Below are 17147 nucleotides of genomic sequence, written 5' to 3'. Positions count from 1 at the left end.
AACGCCGGCGGAGGCGCTTGACGATCTTCTGTTATGAGTGAAAGTAACTGGTGTTGCGACGACCGTTTGAATCCGCCCAATACGCTTCAACCGAGTACCGCCAAGCACTGCAAGCCGCCGGCTTCCGGCCTTCAATGAGCCGCAGAGCCGACTGCTACGACAATGCCCCGATGGAAAGCTTCTTCCACACCCTCAAGACCGAACTGATCCATCACCGTCAATATGAGACCCGCAATGAAGCCGAGCGCGACATCTTCGCTTACGTCGAAGGCTTCTACAATCAGACCCGAAGACACTCGGCCATCGGCTATATCAGCCCGGTCGAGATGGAGCTAAAATCGGCTTGATCCATGTCCACTTTTTTGGGGGAAGATCAATTCTGGATTGCTTCGCTACGCTCGCAATGACGGCGTTGATGCAGGCGCGCTACTCTCTTCGCATCGTCATGCCCGGGCTCGTCTCGGGCATCCACGTTCTTCGTGCCGCGCGGTGAGGCGTGGATGGCCGGGACAAGCCCGGGCATGACGGAAACAGCTACTTCCCCATCCATTTCGGCGGCCGCTTCTCCGCAAATGCCTTCGGTCCCTCGATGTAGTCCTGCGAGGCCGCCATCGCCTTCACGGCCGGATAGTCGCGCTGCTGCTCGATCGCCTGCTCCAGCGACACGCCGAGGCCCTTCTGGATCGCCTGCTTTGACGCGCGGATCGACATCGGCGAATTCTTGGTGATCATCTCAGCCCAGCGCAGCGCGGCCGTGAGCGCCTCGCCCTGCGGCACCACCTCATTGACGAAGCCGAGTTCGAGACCCTCTTTGGCGCTGACGTGGCGCGCGGTGAGGATCATGCCCATGGCGCGCTTCAGCCCGATCTGGCGCGGCAGCCGGTGCAGGCCACCGGCGAGTGCGGCGAGGCCAACGCGCGGCTCGGGCAGCGCGAAGGTCGCGTTCTCCGAGGCAATGATGAGGTCGCAGGCCAGCGCGATCTCGAAACCGCCGCCCATGGCCACGCCATTGACCGCGGCGATGATCGGCTTGTCGCAGTCGAAGCGCGCGGTGAGGCCGGCAAAGCCGCCCTTGTCCCAGCCGCGCTTGCCGCCGGCCGCCTGCCACTTCAGATCGTTGCCGGCGCAGAACGCCTTGTCGCCGCTGCCAGTGACGATCGCGATCCACTGCTCGGAATCGGCGGAGAAATCGTCAAACACTTTGTTGAGCTCGAAATGCGCGTCGGTGTGCAGCGCGTTGTAGACCTCGGGCCGCGACAGCGTGACGATCGTGATCGGCCCCTTGCGTTCCACCTTTGAGAATTTCAGCTCCATGGTCGCTCCCGCAGTTTCTCGTGAAGGAATATTGCCGGAATACTACCGCGCCACCGCGCTAGAGCACCATCGAATTGCGCAATGCGCCCTGCGCATCCAGTACGCCTTCCGTTGCTTGACTTGGCGACGCTCTTCTCACCTTAATCGTGCGAAGCAAAGCTGCGCCCAGCGCCTTAACGCAAAACGAAAAAACACCCGGGAGAGAGCCGTGGATTTCTCATTGCCTGCCGATCTCGTCGCCTATCTCGCAGAGCTCGACCGTTTCATCGAACGCGAGATCAAGCCGCTGGAAGAGGCCGATGATAATATCCGCTTCTTCGATCATCGTCGCGAATGGGCCCGCACCGATTTCGAGAATGGCGGCCTGCCGCGCCACGAATGGGAAGCGCTGCTGCGCAAGGCCAAGGATCTCGCGGACGCGGCCGGTCATTTGCGATTTCCGGTGCCGAAGCAATATGGCGGGAAGGATGGCTCCAATCTCTGGATGGCCGTGATCCGCGAGCACTTTGCCGCCAAGGGGCTCGGCCTGCACAACGATCTTCAGAACGAGCATTCCATCGTCGGCAACTTCCCCGTCGCTACCATGCTCGATCGCTACGGACGCGACGACCAGAAGGCGATGATCGATGGCTCGATCAAGGGCAAGTACCGCATCACCTTCGGCCTGACCGAGCCAAATCATGGCTCCGACGCCACCCACATGGAAACGCGCGCGGTGCCCGCGACCCGCGACAACGTCAAGGGTTGGATCATCAACGGCGAGAAGATGTGGACGACCGGCATGCACGTCGCCACGCATTGCGCGCTGTTCGCGCGCACCAGCGGCAATGACGGCGATGCCCGCGGTATCACCTGTTTCCTGGTGCCGGCCAAGAGCCAGGGCGTGAAGATCGAAGAGTACATGTGGACCTTCAACATGCCGACCGATCATCCTCGCGTCAGCTTCACGGACGTGTTCGTTCCCGAGGACGCGCTGTTCGGCGAGGTCGGGCGCGGCCTGTCGCTGGCACAATGTTTTGTCCATCAGAACCGTATCCGGCAGGCGGCGAGTTCGTTGGGGGCAGCGGTCTACTGTATCAACGAGAGCGTGAAATATGCGCGCGAGCGAAAACCGTTCGGCAAGGCGCTGGCCGAGAACCAGGCGATCCAGTTCCCGCTGGTCGAGCTTGCGACCCAGGCCGAGATGCTGCGGCTGCTGATCCGCAAGACCGCCTGGGAGATGGACAAGCTCACTGAGGAGCAGATCGAGCGCACGCTCTCCGACCGCGTCTCGATGTGCAACTATTGGGCAAACCGCCTCTGCTGCGAATCCGCCGACCGCGCCATGCAGGTCCACGGCGGCATGGGCTATTCACGCCACAAGCCGTTCGAGCACATCTACCGCCACCACCGCCGCTACCGCATCACCGAGGGCAGCGAGGAGATCCAGATCCGCAAGGTGGCGGGATTTTTGTTCGGCTATATGGGGCCGGGGAAGCATTAGCTGTTATCGCGAGCGAAGCGATCCAAAGTCTTTCCAGAGAGACAGTCTGGATTGCTTCGTCGCAAGGGCTCCTCGCAATGACGGAGGAGAGAGGCGCGCATCCGCCTCCACACCGTCATTGCGAGCGAAGCGAAGCAATCCAGAGATGTCGCCATGGGCGGAGCTCCCGATTGCACCATCGCTTCTCGCAGTCGGCCTAATTCACCCTTCTATCCTTCCCCGCCCAATACGGCTCGCGCAATTGCCGCCGCAAAATCTTGCCTGACGGATTGCGCGGCAGCGCCGGCAGGAACTCCACGCTCTTCGGCGTCTTGAACCCCGCGATGCGCTCGCGGGTGAAGTTGATGATGTCGGTGGCGGTCGCCTGCTTGCCCGGCTTCATCACCACGACGGCCTTCACCGCCTCGCCCCATTTGTCGTCGGGTATGCCGATCACTGCGGCTTCCGCGACGTCGGGATGATCGCACAGCGCGCTCTCGACTTCGGCCGGGTAGATGTTTTCGCCGCCGGAGATGATCATGTCCTTGATGCGGTCATGGATGTAGAGATAGCCGTCTTCGTCCATGTAGCCGGCGTCACCGGTGCGCAGCCAGCCGTCGCCGCGCAGCGTCGCGGCGGTCGCTTCCGGCAGATTCCAGTAGCCTGCCATGTTGGAGCCCGAGCGTGTCGCGATCTCGCCGACCTCGCGCGGCGGCAGCGGCTTGCCATCGACATCGAGGATCGCGATCTCGACGCCCGGCAGCGCCTTGCCGGCCGAGCGCATCCGCTCCAGCCCCTCGATATGATCCTCCGGCGGCAGCGCGACGATGGTGCCGGTGGTCTCGGTCATGCCGTACATCTGCACGAAGCCGCATTTGAAGATCTCGATGCATTCCTTCAGCAGCGCCGCCGGTATCGGCGAGGCGCCGTACAGCATGTATTTCAACCGCGAGAAATCGACAGTCCTTGCGCGCGGCTGCCGCACCACGAACTGCATCGCGGCGGGCACCATGAACAGCTTTGTGATGCCGGACTGTTCGAAAGAATCCAGCACTTTTGTCGGATCGAACTCGCGCGCGATCACGCCGCGGGCGCCGTGATAGAGCCCCATCACGCCCCAGCCGGATCCGCCGATGTGGAAGATGGGCATCGCCACCAGCGACACGTCGTCGGTCGACCACCGGTTCCATTCAGGCTTGTCCTCGGCATTGCCGGTTTGCACGAGGTTGAGGAAGTTCGCATGCGACAGCATCGCGCCCTTCGGCTTGCCCGTCGTACCCGACGTATAGAGCTGAATCGCGATGTCCTTCGCGTCGATCGGCACCTTGGGATCATCGCCACTCTGTGCATCGCGCCAAGCTGTAAAATCCTGCCATTCCGGCGCGCCACCTTCGGTGGTGATGACGCTGCGCACGCCCGGCAACTGGCCCTTGATCTGGCGGACCAGGGCGATGAACTCAGGTCCCACGAACAGCACCGGCGCTTTGCAGTCGCTCACGATGAAGGCGACCTCGGGGCCCGCGAGCCGCCAGTTCACGGGCGCCATCACCACGCCGGCCTTCATGGCGCCCATCAGCAGCTCGAAATAGATGTCGCTGTTCTTGCCGAGATAGGCGATGCGCTCGCCGCGTCTCACACCCATCGCGATCAGCGCGTTGGCCACTTTATTCGTCTTGACGTCGAATTCGGCAAAGCTGGTGACGCGGCCTTCGAACTCGAAGGCGATCGCGTTGCCGCGGCTCTTGGCGCGCTCGCGCACCATGTCGGCGAGATTGGCCAATGGCTGTGTGGTCATGTTTCTCCCATACCGTCTTGTTCTTATGCCGCGGAGTGTGGCGTCATCCGCAGGGGAAGACAAGACGGGGGAAGGTACGCCATGGCTTCAACGTCGTCGTCCTGGCGAAAGCCAGGACCCATAGCCACAAAACGCAATTTGGCGAAGACCGGCCATGGCCTATCTTCGCCAAAAAACATTCGGTGGGAATGGGTCCTGGCTTTCGCCAGGACGACTACGTCACCCCCGCTTCGCACGATCCTTTTCGTTCTGCGCCATGATGCTCTCGCGCGCGGTTTTCCAGTCGTCGTCGCTCCAGTCGCGGAGCTGGTAGAAATTGCCGCCCATCGCGAGCGCCTGCGCGCCGTCCATGGCGATGGTCTCGCCGGAGATCCAGTCGCAGCCGCCCGAGATCAGGAACACGGCGACGTTCTGCAATTCCTCCATGGTGCCGACGCGGCCCATCGGGTTCATCGCCTTGGTGCGCGCGCCGGCTTCGTCACCGGGCTTGATGCGCTTGCTCATGCCCTCGGTCGGGATCTCACCCGGTGCGATCGTGTTCAGCCGGATGCCGTAGCGGCCCCATTCGGTTGCGAGCGACATCGTCATCGCGTGGATCGCGGACTTGCTCATCGCCGACGGCACCACGTAAGGCGAGCCGTTGCGCACCCAGGTCGTGGTGATCGAGACGACGTTGCCGGGCTGCTTCAACGCGATCCAGCGCTTGCCGACCGCTTGCGTCACGTAGAACGTGCCGTGCATGACGATGTTGGCGACGGCGTCGAAGCCGCGCGGCGACAGCTCTTCGCTGCGCGAGATGAAATTGCCGGCGGCGTTGTTGATGAGGTCGGTGAGGGGGCCGTCGCGAAAGATGGTCTCGATCATCTCCTCGACCGCGGGCGCGTTGCGGATGTCGACGCCGTGGCTGCTCACGCGGCCGCCATACTCGGCCATCAGCTCGGTCGCGGTCTCGTCGCAGACGATCTTGCGGCGGCCGCAGATGTGCACCTCGGCGCCGAGCTGGAGGAAGCGCGCCGCCATCGACTTGCCGAGCCCGGTGCCGCCGCCGGTCACGAGGATGCGTCGTCCCGCCAGAAGATTTTCCTTGAACATGTCTGTTTCCCCTGTCGCGATTGTCGGTTAATTGATCGATTGACTAAATCCGGCCGCCGTCGTCCTGTAAAGCGGCACCGAACAAGAACAGCAGGGAACCAGGGGAGAATTCATTCATGGAAGAGCGCGTCTCGATCTCGATCTCGGAAGGCATCGCCGATGTGCGCCTGGTGCGCGCGGACAAGATGAATGCGCTGGATCAGGCCATGTTCGAGGCCCTTGTCGCCGCAACCGACCGGCTTTCAAAGGACAAGAGCGTGCGCGTCGCGGTGCTGTCGGGCGAGGGCCGCGCCTTCTGCGCCGGTCTCGACATGGGGCGTTTTGCCGCCATGAAGGAGAAGGGCGGCAACGGAATTCCGGGTGGCGAAAATCGCGATCTCACCAAACGCACGCACGGCCAGGCGAACTTTGCGCAACAAGCGGTGTGGGGCTGGCGCCAGCTTCCGGTCCCGGTGATCGCCGCGATCCAGGGCGTCGCCTTCGGCGGCGGCTTCCAGCTCGCGCTCGGCGCCGACATGCGCTTCCTGACCCCCGATGCGCGGATGTCGGTGATGGAAATCAAATGGGGTCTGGTGCCCGACATGGCGGGCACGCCGATCCTGGCCTCGCTCGTACGCGACGACATTTTGCGCGATCTCACCTACACCGGCCGCATCTTCTCCGCGCAGGAGGCGATGGCTTACGGTCTCGCCACGCGCATCTGCGACGACCCGCGCGCGAGCGCCCTCGAAGTCGCGCGCGAGATCGCGGGAAAAAGCCCCGATGCGATCCGCGCCGCAAAACGCCTGCTCAACAATCTCTCGGTCGATCCGGGCCCCGCGCTGCTTGCCGAGTCCGTCGAGCAGCAGAAGCTGATCGGCAGTGCGAACCAGACCGAGGCGGTGCGCGCCAATCTGGAGAAGCGCGCGCCGAAGTTTGCGGATTAGCGCAGACCTCATCCCGAGGAGCCGCGAAGCAGCGTCTCGAGGGATGGGCCACGGGCTCTCATGGTTCGAGACGGCGCCTTGCGCCTCCTCACCATGAGGGGCAACTTCAACAACAAAGAAAAACCAACAATGAGCGAAACGTCAAATTTCCTCGGCATCGTCTCCGGTGAGCGCAGCCGCTCCCATGCCGAGGTCGCTGATCGTGCCGATCGCATCGCCGCGGGCCTCAGCCAAATCGGCGTCAGGCAGGGCGATTGCGTCTGCATGTTGATGCGCAACGACATTGCCTTTCTGGAAGCTGCCTATGCCGCGATGCGGCTGGGCGCCTACGGTGTGCCGATCAACTGGCACTTCAAGCCGGAGGAGATCACCTACATCCTGAACGACACCGGCACCTCCGTGCTGATCGGCCATGCCGACATGCTGCATGCCTTGCGCGATGCGATCCCGAAAGGCGTCATCGTGCTCAGCGTGCCGACGCCGCCGGAGATCCTGTCCAACTACAAGATCGATCCCGATCATCTGAAGACGCCGGACTTCGCGATCGATTTCGAATCTTGGCTCGCACAGCACCAGCCCTATGACGGCCCGATCGTGCCGCAGCCCATGAACATGATCTACACCTCGGGCACGACAGGCCATCCCAAGGGCGTACGGCGCAATGCACCGACGCCGGAACAGGCGGCCGCCGGCGAGCGCATGCGCGCGATGATCTACGGGCTGAAGCCCGGCGCCCGCACGATCCTGCCGGGTCCGCTCTATCACTCCGCGCCGAACTCGTTCGGCATCCGCGCGGGAAAACTCGGCGGTGCACTGGTGCTGATGCCGCGCTTCGAGCCCGAGGAATTTCTCGAGCTGATCGAACGCTACAAAATCGACACCATCTTCATGGTGCCGACCATGTTCATCCGCCTGATGAAGCTGCCGGGGGAGGTGCGCAAGAAGTACGATGTCTCCTCGCTGCGCCATATCATCCATGCCGCCGCGCCCTGTCCGGCGGACGTCAAGCGCGCCATGATCGAGTGGTGGGGGCCGGTGATCTACGAATTCTACGGCTCGACCGAATCCAGCGCCGTCACCTTCGCGACCTCCGAGGATGCGCTAAGGAAACCCGGCACCGTCGGCAGGATTTCGCCCGGCGCCGAGCTGCGCTTCATCGGCGATGACGGACGCCTGCTGGGCGTGGGCGAGATCGGCGAGATCTATTCGCGCATGGCCGGGATGGCCGATTTCACCTACCACAACAAACCGGAGAAGCGCGCCGAGATCGATCGCGACGGCTTCATTACCTCCGGCGACGTCGGCTATATCGACGAAGAGGGCTACGTCTTCATCTGCGACCGCAAGCGCGACATGGTGATCTCGGGCGGCGTCAACATTTACCCGGCAGAGATCGAGTCGGTTCTGCATGCCGTGCCCGGCGTGCATGATTGCGCGGTGTTCGGCATTCCCGACGCAGAATTCGGCGAGACCTTGATGGCCGTGGTCGAGCCCCAGGCGGGCATCACGCTCGACGCCGCCGAAATCCGCGCCCGGCTGAAGGCCTCGCTCGCCGACTACAAGGTGCCAAAACACATCGAGATCCGCGCCGGGCTGCCGCGCGAAGATTCCGGCAAGATCTTCAAGCGCCGCCTGCGCGATCCCTATTGGGAGCAGGCGGGGCGGAAGATCTGACGGTGCGTAGTGCGTAGCCCGGGTGAGCGAAGCGATACCCGGGATAATAAGCCCCGGATGTCGCTTCGCTCATCCGGGCTACACACGCCCGTGAATTCGTGAGCGGCTTCGTCGACCGCAACCTCGCTCATCGTGCTATACTCACGGGATCACCGTCTCGCGGATCATCCCATGGCTCCCGTTTCCATCCTGCTCAACCTGCTCTGGATCCTCATCGGCGGCGCCTGGATGGCGCTCGGCTGGCTGATCGCCGCGGTCATCATGGCGATCACCATCATTGGCCTCCCGTGGGCGCGGGCAGCGTTCAACATCGCGGTCTACACGCTGATGCCGTTCGGCTCGCGGGCGGTCAGCCGCTATGAGGTCACCGGTGTCGAGGATGTCGGCACCGGTCCGCTCGGGGTGATCGGCAACATCATCTGGTTCGTGCTGGCTGGCTGGTGGCTGGCGCTCGGCCATCTCCTCACCGCCCTGGCCCTCGCGATCACCATCATCGGCATTCCCTTCGCCTGGGCCCACCTCAAGCTCGCGGGCATCGCGCTCTGGCCGATCGGCAAGGTGATCGTGCCGGCTTAGGGGAACTCGTAAGCGTCCCCGCGGCACATCCTTCGAGACGCCCGCCGTTGGCGGGCCCTCAGGATGAGGGCGGAACACGTGGCTCCACCTGCAACGAATCCCGACGCAACTCAGCCTCATCCTAAGGAGACCGCGAAGCGGTCGTCTCGAAGGACGAGGCGCTTGCTCAGCTCGTAAGACGGGTAGAGCGCCAGCGAAACCCATCAATCCGTCCGCCGATGATGAAGCATGATGGGTTTCGCAAGGGCTCAACCCATCCTACGCGCTGATTCGAAGTGGAGCACGACTGCTTTCGACCGGGCATAGGTATCCTGCCCCTCGGCAATGCGTCAGATTCATTGCAACTTTTTCCCGGCTTCATTGTTGAAGAACGGGAGCGAACGCTGCCGCAATGTGCCGCGGCCGGCTGGCCCACGGCTCATTCTTATCGGGAGGCGATTGCATGAAGTGGCTTTGTTTGATCGGCTTTGTGGCGGGGACCGTTGCTTTAATACCTTCACCTTCTGCTTCGGCGATGCCCGCTGCCAAGCCGGACGCACTGGGCGCGTCTCAGACTGCCACTATCGAGGTCAAGGGCGGCCACGGGCATGGTGGTGGCCACGGCTGGGGTCATCACGGTGGGCGTGGTCATCATTACGGTTGGGGCAGAGGCCGAGGTCATCATTATGGCTGGCGGCACCATCACCACTGGTGAGCGTCACGATTGTCCCGAGATCGGAGTTGGTACCGATGTTAATACGGACCGCGAAGCACATCCGGGAGCTTGAGGACCAACCAAGCTCGTAGGATCGGTAGAGCGTGAGCGAAACCCATCAAACCGTCCGCCGATGACGAAGCATGATGGGTTTCGCAAGCGCTCGGCCCATCCTGCACGCTGCGTGCATCAATGCGCATGCGCCCTCAGGGACGAACGCGAATGATCGTATTCCCCTTGCGTCGCCTGGTCGGGTTTAAGGCGGCGACGGCATCGTCGAAGATCGAGACGTTGCCGATGTTTGTCCGCAATCGTCCGTCCCGCACCCGCTGGACGATCTCACTCAGTTGGGCACGATCGGCCTCGACGACAAAGTCGACCGCCAGGCCGTCGGAGGGTCGCGCCTCTGCGGGCCCGACGATGGTGACCAGTGTTCCTCCGGCTCGAATCAATGCTGCGGACCGCTTCTGGATGTCACCGCCGATGACATCGAACACCAAGTCGACTTTGCCGATGTCTTCCAGGGCATCGTTGTCGAGGTCGACGAACTCCTTCGCGCCGAAGTCGAGCACCGTCTGACGGTCGGCGGCGCGTCCGGTGCCGATGACGTGGGCGCCGGCCTCTCGTGCGAGTTGCGTCACCATCGACCCGACTGCACCGGCCGCGCCGTGTGCGAGGACGCTTTGCCCCGCCTGAAAGCGGCCGTGCTGGAACAGCCCTTGCCATGCCGTCAGGCCCGAGATCGGCAGGCTTGCGCCCACCGTGAAGTCGACGTCGCCCGGGAGCGGCGCGAGATTGCGTGCCTCGATCGCCACATACTCGGCGAGCGTGCCGTCGCGATACCAGTCCGCGAGGCCAAACACCCGCTGTCCTACCGACAACCCCGTAGTGCCATATCCGAGAGCGGTGACCACTCCAGCCAACTCGTGCCCAGGGATCGACGGTGTTCGGTCACGCTCGAGGCGATCGGTCCAGGTCGAGGGCCATGTCAGCTCGGTCGGAACAAATCCCGACGCATGAACCCGAACAACGGCATCGTTTATCGATGCCTGCGGTTCGGGCCGCTCCACCAGCTTCATCCCGGCCGTTCCCGCGGCCCGTTCCCTCACAACGATCGCCTTCATGGGATTATCTCCTCGGTCATTGTCTGTTGATGCAACTGTTGCAGGCAGCGTAAGCACAACGGCTATCTACAAACTGCCGGGCAGTGTGGAAGTGTCCGCGATCTGCGCTGTCCGGATTGACCAGCTCGTACTGAGACTGCCGATCGGGTTCGCTTCGGTCGCGGTACTAGCAGCTAGATGCGTCGCGCCTGGTCATGAAACCAGTACCAAGATTGCAAATTCTGGCTGTACCAAGCGCATTCAGGCGGCGCCCAGATTGCGCTCGTAGGATGAGGAGAGCGCCAGCGGCACCCATCGATCCGTCCGCCGGTGACGAACCAGGAAGAGTTTCGCAAGGGCTCCAGATTAAGACGACGATGCGATCCCTTGTTCCAACAACACTCTGGCTGCCTCGCGGTTAGCCTCGACGATGGCGGGATCACGCGTTGACTGTGCGATCACGAGCGAGCCTTCGAACAGCGACAGGATCTGGATCACGGCCCTTTCGGGTTTGCTCAATGACAAGGGCTCAACGAGTGACGCAACGAAGTCGTGCAACTTTGTAAAATACGCTGCGATGGTCGCCTCTACGCCCGGGGAGTTTGCCTCCGGGCCGAATTCGGCCATTCCTTTGGCGAACGGACAGCCGCGGAACGAAGGCGCAAGGAGCGGTTGTTCGAGTGCGTCGAAAACAGCGAGAACGCGCTCCACTGGCGTGAGACCGGCTCGCTCGGTGGAGGTCGAAAGCATCTGAAACCAGACGGCGCTCTTGTAGCGCAGATAAGTGGCGATGAGGTCGGCCTTCGAGGGAAAGTGCTTGTAGAACGTCATCTTGGCCACGCCGCTTTCGGCGATGATCCGGTCGATTCCGACGGAGTTGATGCTGAACCGGTAAAACAGGTCTGACGCCGTCTTCAAAATGCGCTCGCGCGGGGCGAGCGCATCGAGCGGTTGAATATCCACGTCCACGAAATCAAGCAGCGTGCTCATCGATCGTCCTTAACCGAGCCGTATGCGTCGCTGGACAGACTATTCTGTCAATCTAGGGATTGCAAAGACATACAGGTCTGTCTATAGATTCATTATTCCTTGGATTTCAGAGAAAGATCGTGAGATGAGCGGAAAAGTTGTGGTTGTGACGGGTGCGAGCAGTGGTTTTGGGAAACTCACCGCCTTGGAGCTCGCAAAGCGGGGTCACACGGTGGTTGCTGCCATCCGCGATGTCGCAGGAAGAAATGGCCGTGTTCGCGACGAGCTTGTCGAAGCGGCAAAGGCTGAAGGGCGTGCGCTCCAGGTCCTCGAGATGGACGTCGCCGACGAACAATCCGTCAACGCCGCGATCGCGGAAGTCGTCCGGCAGCACGGCCGGGTCGATGCCCTGGTCAACAACGCGGGAATGATGCCCGTCGGCGTCACGGAAGCCTATACGGTCAAGGATATCGAAGCGCAGTTCGCCGTGAACTTCTTCGGCGCCGTTCGTACCGATCGTGCCGTTCTGCCGCACATGCGGGCTGCCGGCAGCGGCGTCCTCGTCCATGTCACGTCGCTCATGGGGCGGGTGGTCTTCCCGTTCTTCGGTGTCTATTCCGCCAGCAAGTTCGCGCTCGAAGCCCTCGCGGAAGCCTACCGCTACGAGCTTTCGAGCTTCGGTGTGGATTCGGTCATCGTCGAGCCAGGCCCGTTCCCGAGCAACCTTCTTCCATCCAGCCCTGAACCCTCCGACCAAGACGTGCTGAAAACCTATGGCGGTGTTGCGGCGAGCCCGGGTCAGATCAAGCAGCACTCCAACGATGGAAACGACCCGCAGAATCCGCCGCAGCCCCAGCTCGTCGCGAATGCGATCGCGCAGCTGGTCGAGGCCACGGAACGGCGGCCTCTGCGGACGGTCGTGATGCCCGAAGGCATGGATCTCGGTGTCCAGCGTCTGAACGAGGCCGTCGCCCCGATTCAGAACGACCTTCTTCGCGCGCTCGGCATGGCGAGTATGATTTGACGCGAACGCGATAAGCACACTGTACAGCTCGTAGGAAGGATAGAGCGTGAGCGAAACCCATCACCGTCCGCCGATGACGAAGCATGATTGGTTTTGCGAGCGCCAAACCCATCCTACGCGTGCTGACGACCCATGGCAGAGAAAGACCACTTGGAGTAGAGTAGCGGCGCCGGATATTTTCAACGGAGCCCGAGATGTCCTTTCTCAAGTTTGGGATCGGTTTGTTGGCCGTCCTTGCGACGAGTGGATTTTGTGCGGCCCTCGCGGAAGATAATTCACTTGAATACAAGCGCGTGACGGCGACCGAACTGAAGTGGAGCCCGCTGCTTTCGATGCCTAAGGGGACGCAATCGGCGGTGCTACACGGCAATCCGGGCAAGCCGGGCCTCTATACCGTTCGACTCAAAGTACCGGCGAATTCCAAAATGCCTGTGCACTCTCACCCCGATGAACGCGTTCGCGTCATCATTTCGGGGACGTACTATTCTGCGCTGGGCGACAAGGTCGATGCATCGAAGCTCCTGAGCTTTCCCCCCGGTACGTTTTCGCACGTGCCGCCAAAGGTGTGGCAGTTTGCGGAAACCAGGGACGAAGAGGTGATCTTCGAGATTACCGGGATTGGACCGACAGGCATCGACTATTTGAACGCCGAGGATGATCCTCGAAAGCAAAAATAACGTTGGTCGACCTGCCGAGCGCTTCAGCACTCGTAGGATGGGTAGAGCGCAGCGAAACCCATCAATCCCTCCGCCGCAGACGAAGCATGATGGGTTTCGCAAGCGCTCTACCCATCCTACGCGGCCCAAGGCAGAGCGGATGGCTCTCTCACACCATAGCCATGTCCGCTCGTGGCAGTGGGTGGGGCGCTCAGTCGACGCCGAGCACACCATCCCTCGCGTTGCCCGACAAGCAAAACACGCCACATGCAGGTCAAGCACCGGGCCGTCGAATATTCTGATTGACCGAATTATTCTCTTCGGGTAAACCGCAGCCATCCCAGCCCGCCAGAAGGGGCGTTTCGCGATCGTCACGATACGTGAGCCGGGATGCGATGGACGCGGCAGCGCCGGCGCGTGACGAGGTGGCAGGGCGGGCGACCCCTGTGAGCCATCGCGATCTGCGCGAACGACCCGGCGCTGTCACATCGGTTCTTTTCGGCTTCGGTGGCGAGCACGCGCAAGCTTCCGGATGTCCGGGGAGGGACGTCCGCGGACGGCAAAAGCGTGTGGTCCTGACGCCCGGGGTCTGTGCGTCAAGGCTTGCGGTGATGTGCGGCTCGACCGAGTGCGCGCATCGATCATCCGCAAGGCGACGGGGGCAATAGTGCATCGCTCCCCGGGGAGAGCGCGCCATAAGCCGTAAAACCATCGCGCAGGGAAGGCCGGATGTTCCGGCATCACCTGTGGTCACCCCCGCGTGCGTTTTCGCGTGCGGACCCTGGGTGCCAGCCGGCGCCCGGCCTTCCCTGCGCCCTTTCTTTGCGACGAGGGCGAAAACGGACAGCAAAACTCGGGCGCCCGCGCCGCGAGACCGCGGACGTGTGCAGTGACGAGTTGCAGGCAAATCTCTCGTGCCCGGGACACGAACGGCGCCGGTGGTGTGCGCCGCCACCAAGTTCACCTTGCACTGCGGCAGAAGAATATCGCACACTCGACCGGGCCGGGGAGCCATAGGGAGCTCTACAAGGGGAGCCGAGCCATGTCCCTCCAGACATTACCATCCGACACCGCCGACCAACGCAACAACCGCCCCGAGGATGTCCAGGCGCTGGAGGCGGATGCGCGCATGCGCGACGACATCCGCCTGCTCGGGCGCATCCTCGGCGACACGGTGCGCGACCAGGAGGGCGCCGATGTGTTCGACCTGGTCGAGCGCATCCGGCAGACCTCGATCCGATTCCACCGCGACGAGGACCGGCTCGCCCGCCGCGAGCTCGAGCAGATCCTCGACAGCATGTCGACCTCGGAGACGGTGCGGATCGTCCGCGCCTTCAGCTATTTTTCCCACCTCGCCAACATCGCCGAAGACCAGAACAACATTCGCCAGATGCGCGCCAACAAGGGCGGCGGCTCCGGCGTGCTGGCCGAGACCCTCGCCCATGCCAGGGCTGCGGGCATCGGTGCCGATGCTCTGCGCAACTTCTTCAAGAGCGCGCTGGTCAGCCCGGTGCTGACCGCGCATCCGACCGAGGTCCGCCGCAAGAGCACCATGGACCGCGAGATGGAGGTCGCAGCCCTGCTCGATCGTCGCGAGCGCGTCGCGCTGACGGCCGACGAGGCCGCCGCAAGCGACGAGCAGCTCCGCCGCGAAGTATTGACGCTGTGGCAGACCAATCTGCTGCGCCGGACCAAGCTCACCGTGCTCGACGAGGTCGCCAACGGCCTGTCGTTCTACGATTACACGTTTCTCCGCGAGGTGCCGCGGCTGGTCAACACGCTGGAGGACCGGCTGGAGGAGGGCGGCGAGCAGGCGGCAGGCGAGCTCGCCTCGTTCCTGCGCATGGGCAGCTGGATCGGCGGCGACCGCGACGGCAATCCCTTCGTCACCGCCGACGTGATGCGCGGCACGCTGCGGCTGCAGTCGAGCCGGGTGATGCAGTTCTATCTCAATGAGCTGCACGTGCTCGGCTCCGAGCTGTCGATCGCGGCGCATCTCGCCGACGTATCCGAGGAGTTGCGCACGCTGGCGGAGCGCTCGCCCGATACCTCGCCGCACCGGAGCGGCGAGCCCTATCGCCTCGCGGTCTCCGGCATCTATGCGCGCCTGACCGCCACGGCTGAAATGCTTCAGGTCGAGATCACGCGGCGGCCGGTCGGCAAGGGCGCGCCGTATGACAGCGTCGGGGAGTTCAAGGCCGATCTCGACGTGCTGCACCGCTCGCTGATCTCCAACAACGCCGGCGTCATCGCCCGCGGCCGGCTGCGGCTGCTGCGCCGTGCGGTGGACTGCTTCGGATTCCATCTGGCCCGGCTCGATATCCGGCAGAATTCGGCGGTGCACGAGCGCACCATTGCCGAGCTGATGGACGCCGCCAATCCCGGCATGTCCTATCTCGCGCTCGGCGAGGACGCGCGCATCTCGCTGCTCACCAACGAGCTGCGCTCGACGCGCTCGCTGGTGTCGCCATTCGTCAAATACAGCGACGAGACCATGGGCGAGCTCAATGTCTTCCATGCGGCCGCGGAGGCGCATGCGAAGTTCGGCTCGGATGCCATCCCCCAATGCATCATCTCGATGTGCAAGAGCATGTCCGACATGCTCGAGGTCGCGGTGCTGCTGAAGGAGGTGGGGCTGGTGCATCCCTCCGGGCGCAGCGCCATCAACATCGTGCCGCTGTTCGAAACCATCGAGGATTTGCAGGCGTCTTCCACCGTCATGGACCGCATGCTCTCGCTGCACGATTACCGCCGGCTGGTCGACAGCCGCGGCAGCGTGCAGGAGGTCATGCTGGGCTATTCCGACTCGAATAAGGACGGCGGCTTCGTCACTTCGGGCTGGGAGCTCTACAAGGCCGAGATCAACCTCGTTGACGTATTCGAGCGTCATCACGTGCGCCTGCGCCTGTTCCATGGCCGCGGCGGTTCGGTCGGCCGCGGCGGCGGCCCGAGCTACGATGCCATCATCGCCCAGCCCGGCGGCGCGGTGAACGGCCAGATCCGCATCACCGAGCAGGGCGAGATCATCTCGTCGAAATATTCCAACGCCGAAGTCGGCCGCAACAATCTGGAGATCCTTGCCGCCGCGACGCTGGAGGCGAGCCTGCTGCATCCGCGCCAGAGCGCGCCGCGCCGCGAATATCTGACCGCGATGGACGAGCTTTCAAACCTCGCCTTCAAGGCCTATCGCGGCCTCGTCTACGAGACCGACGGCTTCGTCGATTATTTCTGGGCGTCGACCGTCATCAACGAGATCGCGACACTCAACATCGGCAGCCGTCCGGCCTCGCGCAAAAAGACGCGCGCGATCGAGGATTTGCGCGCGATCCCCTGGGTGTTCTCCTGGGCGCAATGCCGCCTGATGCTGCCCGGCTGGTACGGCTTTGGCAGCGCGGTCGAGCAATGGATCGCGGAGCATCCCGACAAGGGCATGCCGTTCCTCAAAGAGCTCTACAAGGAATGGCCGTTCTTCCGCATGCTGTTGTCGAACATGGACATGGTGCTGGCCAAAAGCTCGATCGCGATCGCCTCGCGCTATGCCGAGCTCGTGCCGGATGAGGCGCTCCGCGAAAAAATCTTCGGCCGCATCCGCCGCGAATGGCATTCCTGCATCGAGACGCTGCTGGACATCATGGGCCAGGACCGGCTGCTGCAGAGTAATCCGCTGCTGGAGCGCTCGGTGCGCCACCGCTTCCCCTATCTCGACCCGCTCAACCACGTGCAGGTCGAACTGCTGAAAGAGCACCGCGCGCAGAACCCGGACGAGCAGGTGCTGCGCGGGATTCAACTGACCATCAACGGGATCTCGGCGGGGCTGAGGAATACGGGATAAGGCGACCCACCCTCCGTCGTCATGCCCGGG

Annotated in this window: 13 protein-coding genes and 1 pseudogene; 9 read left to right on the top strand and 5 right to left on the bottom strand. The window is 62.9% G+C overall.

Features of this window, described 5'->3' with window-relative positions; translation table 11 throughout:
- Positions 1-77: 77 nt before the first annotated feature.
- Positions 78-347 (top strand): annotated as a pseudogene (locus tag AC0L30_RS09150) (IS3 family transposase); the annotation flags it as partial.
- 187 nt (positions 348-534) lie between these two features.
- On the opposite strand, the gene AC0L30_RS09145 reads toward AC0L30_RS09150, so the two are convergent.
- Positions 535-1314: an enoyl-CoA hydratase-related protein gene (locus tag AC0L30_RS09145; RefSeq protein ID WP_007593702.1), complete on the bottom strand. Its 780-nt coding sequence runs from the start codon at positions 1312-1314 to the stop codon at positions 535-537.
- 208 nt (positions 1315-1522) lie between these two features.
- On the opposite strand from AC0L30_RS09145, the gene AC0L30_RS09140 reads away from it, so the two are divergent.
- Complete coding sequence (locus AC0L30_RS09140) at positions 1523-2797, top strand: acyl-CoA dehydrogenase family protein (RefSeq protein ID WP_007593699.1); 1275 nt, start codon at positions 1523-1525, stop codon at positions 2795-2797.
- 196 nt (positions 2798-2993) lie between these two features.
- On the opposite strand, the gene AC0L30_RS09135 is transcribed toward AC0L30_RS09140, so the two are convergent.
- Positions 2994-4571 (bottom strand): fatty acid--CoA ligase, encoded by a 1578-nt coding sequence (locus AC0L30_RS09135; RefSeq protein ID WP_007593698.1) that lies wholly within the window; start codon positions 4569-4571, stop codon positions 2994-2996.
- Positions 4572-4790: 219 nt separating this feature from the next.
- Positions 4791-5663 (bottom strand): SDR family oxidoreductase, encoded by an 873-nt coding sequence (locus AC0L30_RS09130; RefSeq protein WP_007593696.1) that lies wholly within the window; start codon positions 5661-5663, stop codon positions 4791-4793.
- Positions 5664-5779: 116 nt separating this feature from the next.
- Here AC0L30_RS09130 and AC0L30_RS09125 point away from each other — a divergent pair, with 116 nt between their 5' ends.
- From AC0L30_RS09125 to AC0L30_RS09110, 4 genes are all read left to right on the top strand, one after another.
- Positions 5780-6589, top strand: a complete 810-nt coding sequence (locus tag AC0L30_RS09125; RefSeq protein ID WP_007593694.1) for a crotonase/enoyl-CoA hydratase family protein — start codon at positions 5780-5782, stop codon at positions 6587-6589.
- Between the two features lie 129 nt (positions 6590-6718).
- Positions 6719-8263 (top strand): acyl-CoA synthetase, encoded by a 1545-nt coding sequence (locus tag AC0L30_RS09120; RefSeq protein WP_473256223.1) that lies wholly within the window; start codon positions 6719-6721, stop codon positions 8261-8263.
- A gap of 171 nt (positions 8264-8434) precedes the next feature.
- Positions 8435-8839 carry a YccF domain-containing protein gene (locus AC0L30_RS09115; RefSeq protein WP_007593693.1) on the top strand — a complete coding sequence of 135 codons (405 nt, stop codon included), beginning with the start codon at positions 8435-8437 and terminating at the stop codon, positions 8837-8839.
- 587 nt (positions 8840-9426) lie between these two features.
- Entirely contained in the window at positions 9427-9606 is a 180-nt protein-coding gene (locus AC0L30_RS09110) for a hypothetical protein (RefSeq protein WP_007593691.1), read from the top strand.
- Between the two features lie 133 nt (positions 9607-9739).
- On the opposite strand, the gene AC0L30_RS09105 is transcribed toward AC0L30_RS09110, so the two are convergent.
- Both AC0L30_RS09105 and AC0L30_RS09100 read right to left on the bottom strand, forming a co-directional pair.
- Positions 9740-10657, bottom strand: a complete 918-nt coding sequence (locus AC0L30_RS09105) for an NADP-dependent oxidoreductase (RefSeq protein WP_473404141.1) — start codon at positions 10655-10657, stop codon at positions 9740-9742.
- Positions 10658-11002: 345 nt separating this feature from the next.
- On the bottom strand, positions 11003-11626 hold the full coding sequence (locus AC0L30_RS09100) for a TetR/AcrR family transcriptional regulator (RefSeq protein ID WP_007593689.1): 624 nt from the start codon (positions 11624-11626) through the stop codon (positions 11003-11005).
- A 124-nt stretch (positions 11627-11750) separates the two neighbouring features.
- Between AC0L30_RS09100 and AC0L30_RS09095 the strand changes: the two genes are divergently transcribed.
- The 3 genes from AC0L30_RS09095 (at position 11751) to ppc (ending at position 17117) form a co-directional block, all read left to right on the top strand.
- Positions 11751-12629: an SDR family oxidoreductase gene (locus tag AC0L30_RS09095; RefSeq protein ID WP_473404147.1), complete on the top strand. Its 879-nt coding sequence runs from the start codon at positions 11751-11753 to the stop codon at positions 12627-12629.
- A gap of 194 nt (positions 12630-12823) precedes the next feature.
- A complete protein-coding gene (locus tag AC0L30_RS09090; RefSeq protein WP_007593682.1) occupies positions 12824-13306 on the top strand; it encodes a cupin domain-containing protein in 483 nt (160 codons plus the stop codon).
- Positions 13307-14327: 1021 nt separating this feature from the next.
- A complete protein-coding gene (gene ppc / locus AC0L30_RS09085) occupies positions 14328-17117 on the top strand; it encodes a phosphoenolpyruvate carboxylase (RefSeq protein WP_007593678.1) in 2790 nt (929 codons plus the stop codon).
- The last annotated feature ends 30 nt before the right edge of the window (positions 17118-17147 follow it).

It is taken from the genome of Bradyrhizobium sp. MI1.11, assembly GCF_055811255.1.
Note: the sequence above shows the minus strand (reverse complement) of the source record. Positions and strands in the feature narration are given on the sequence as shown.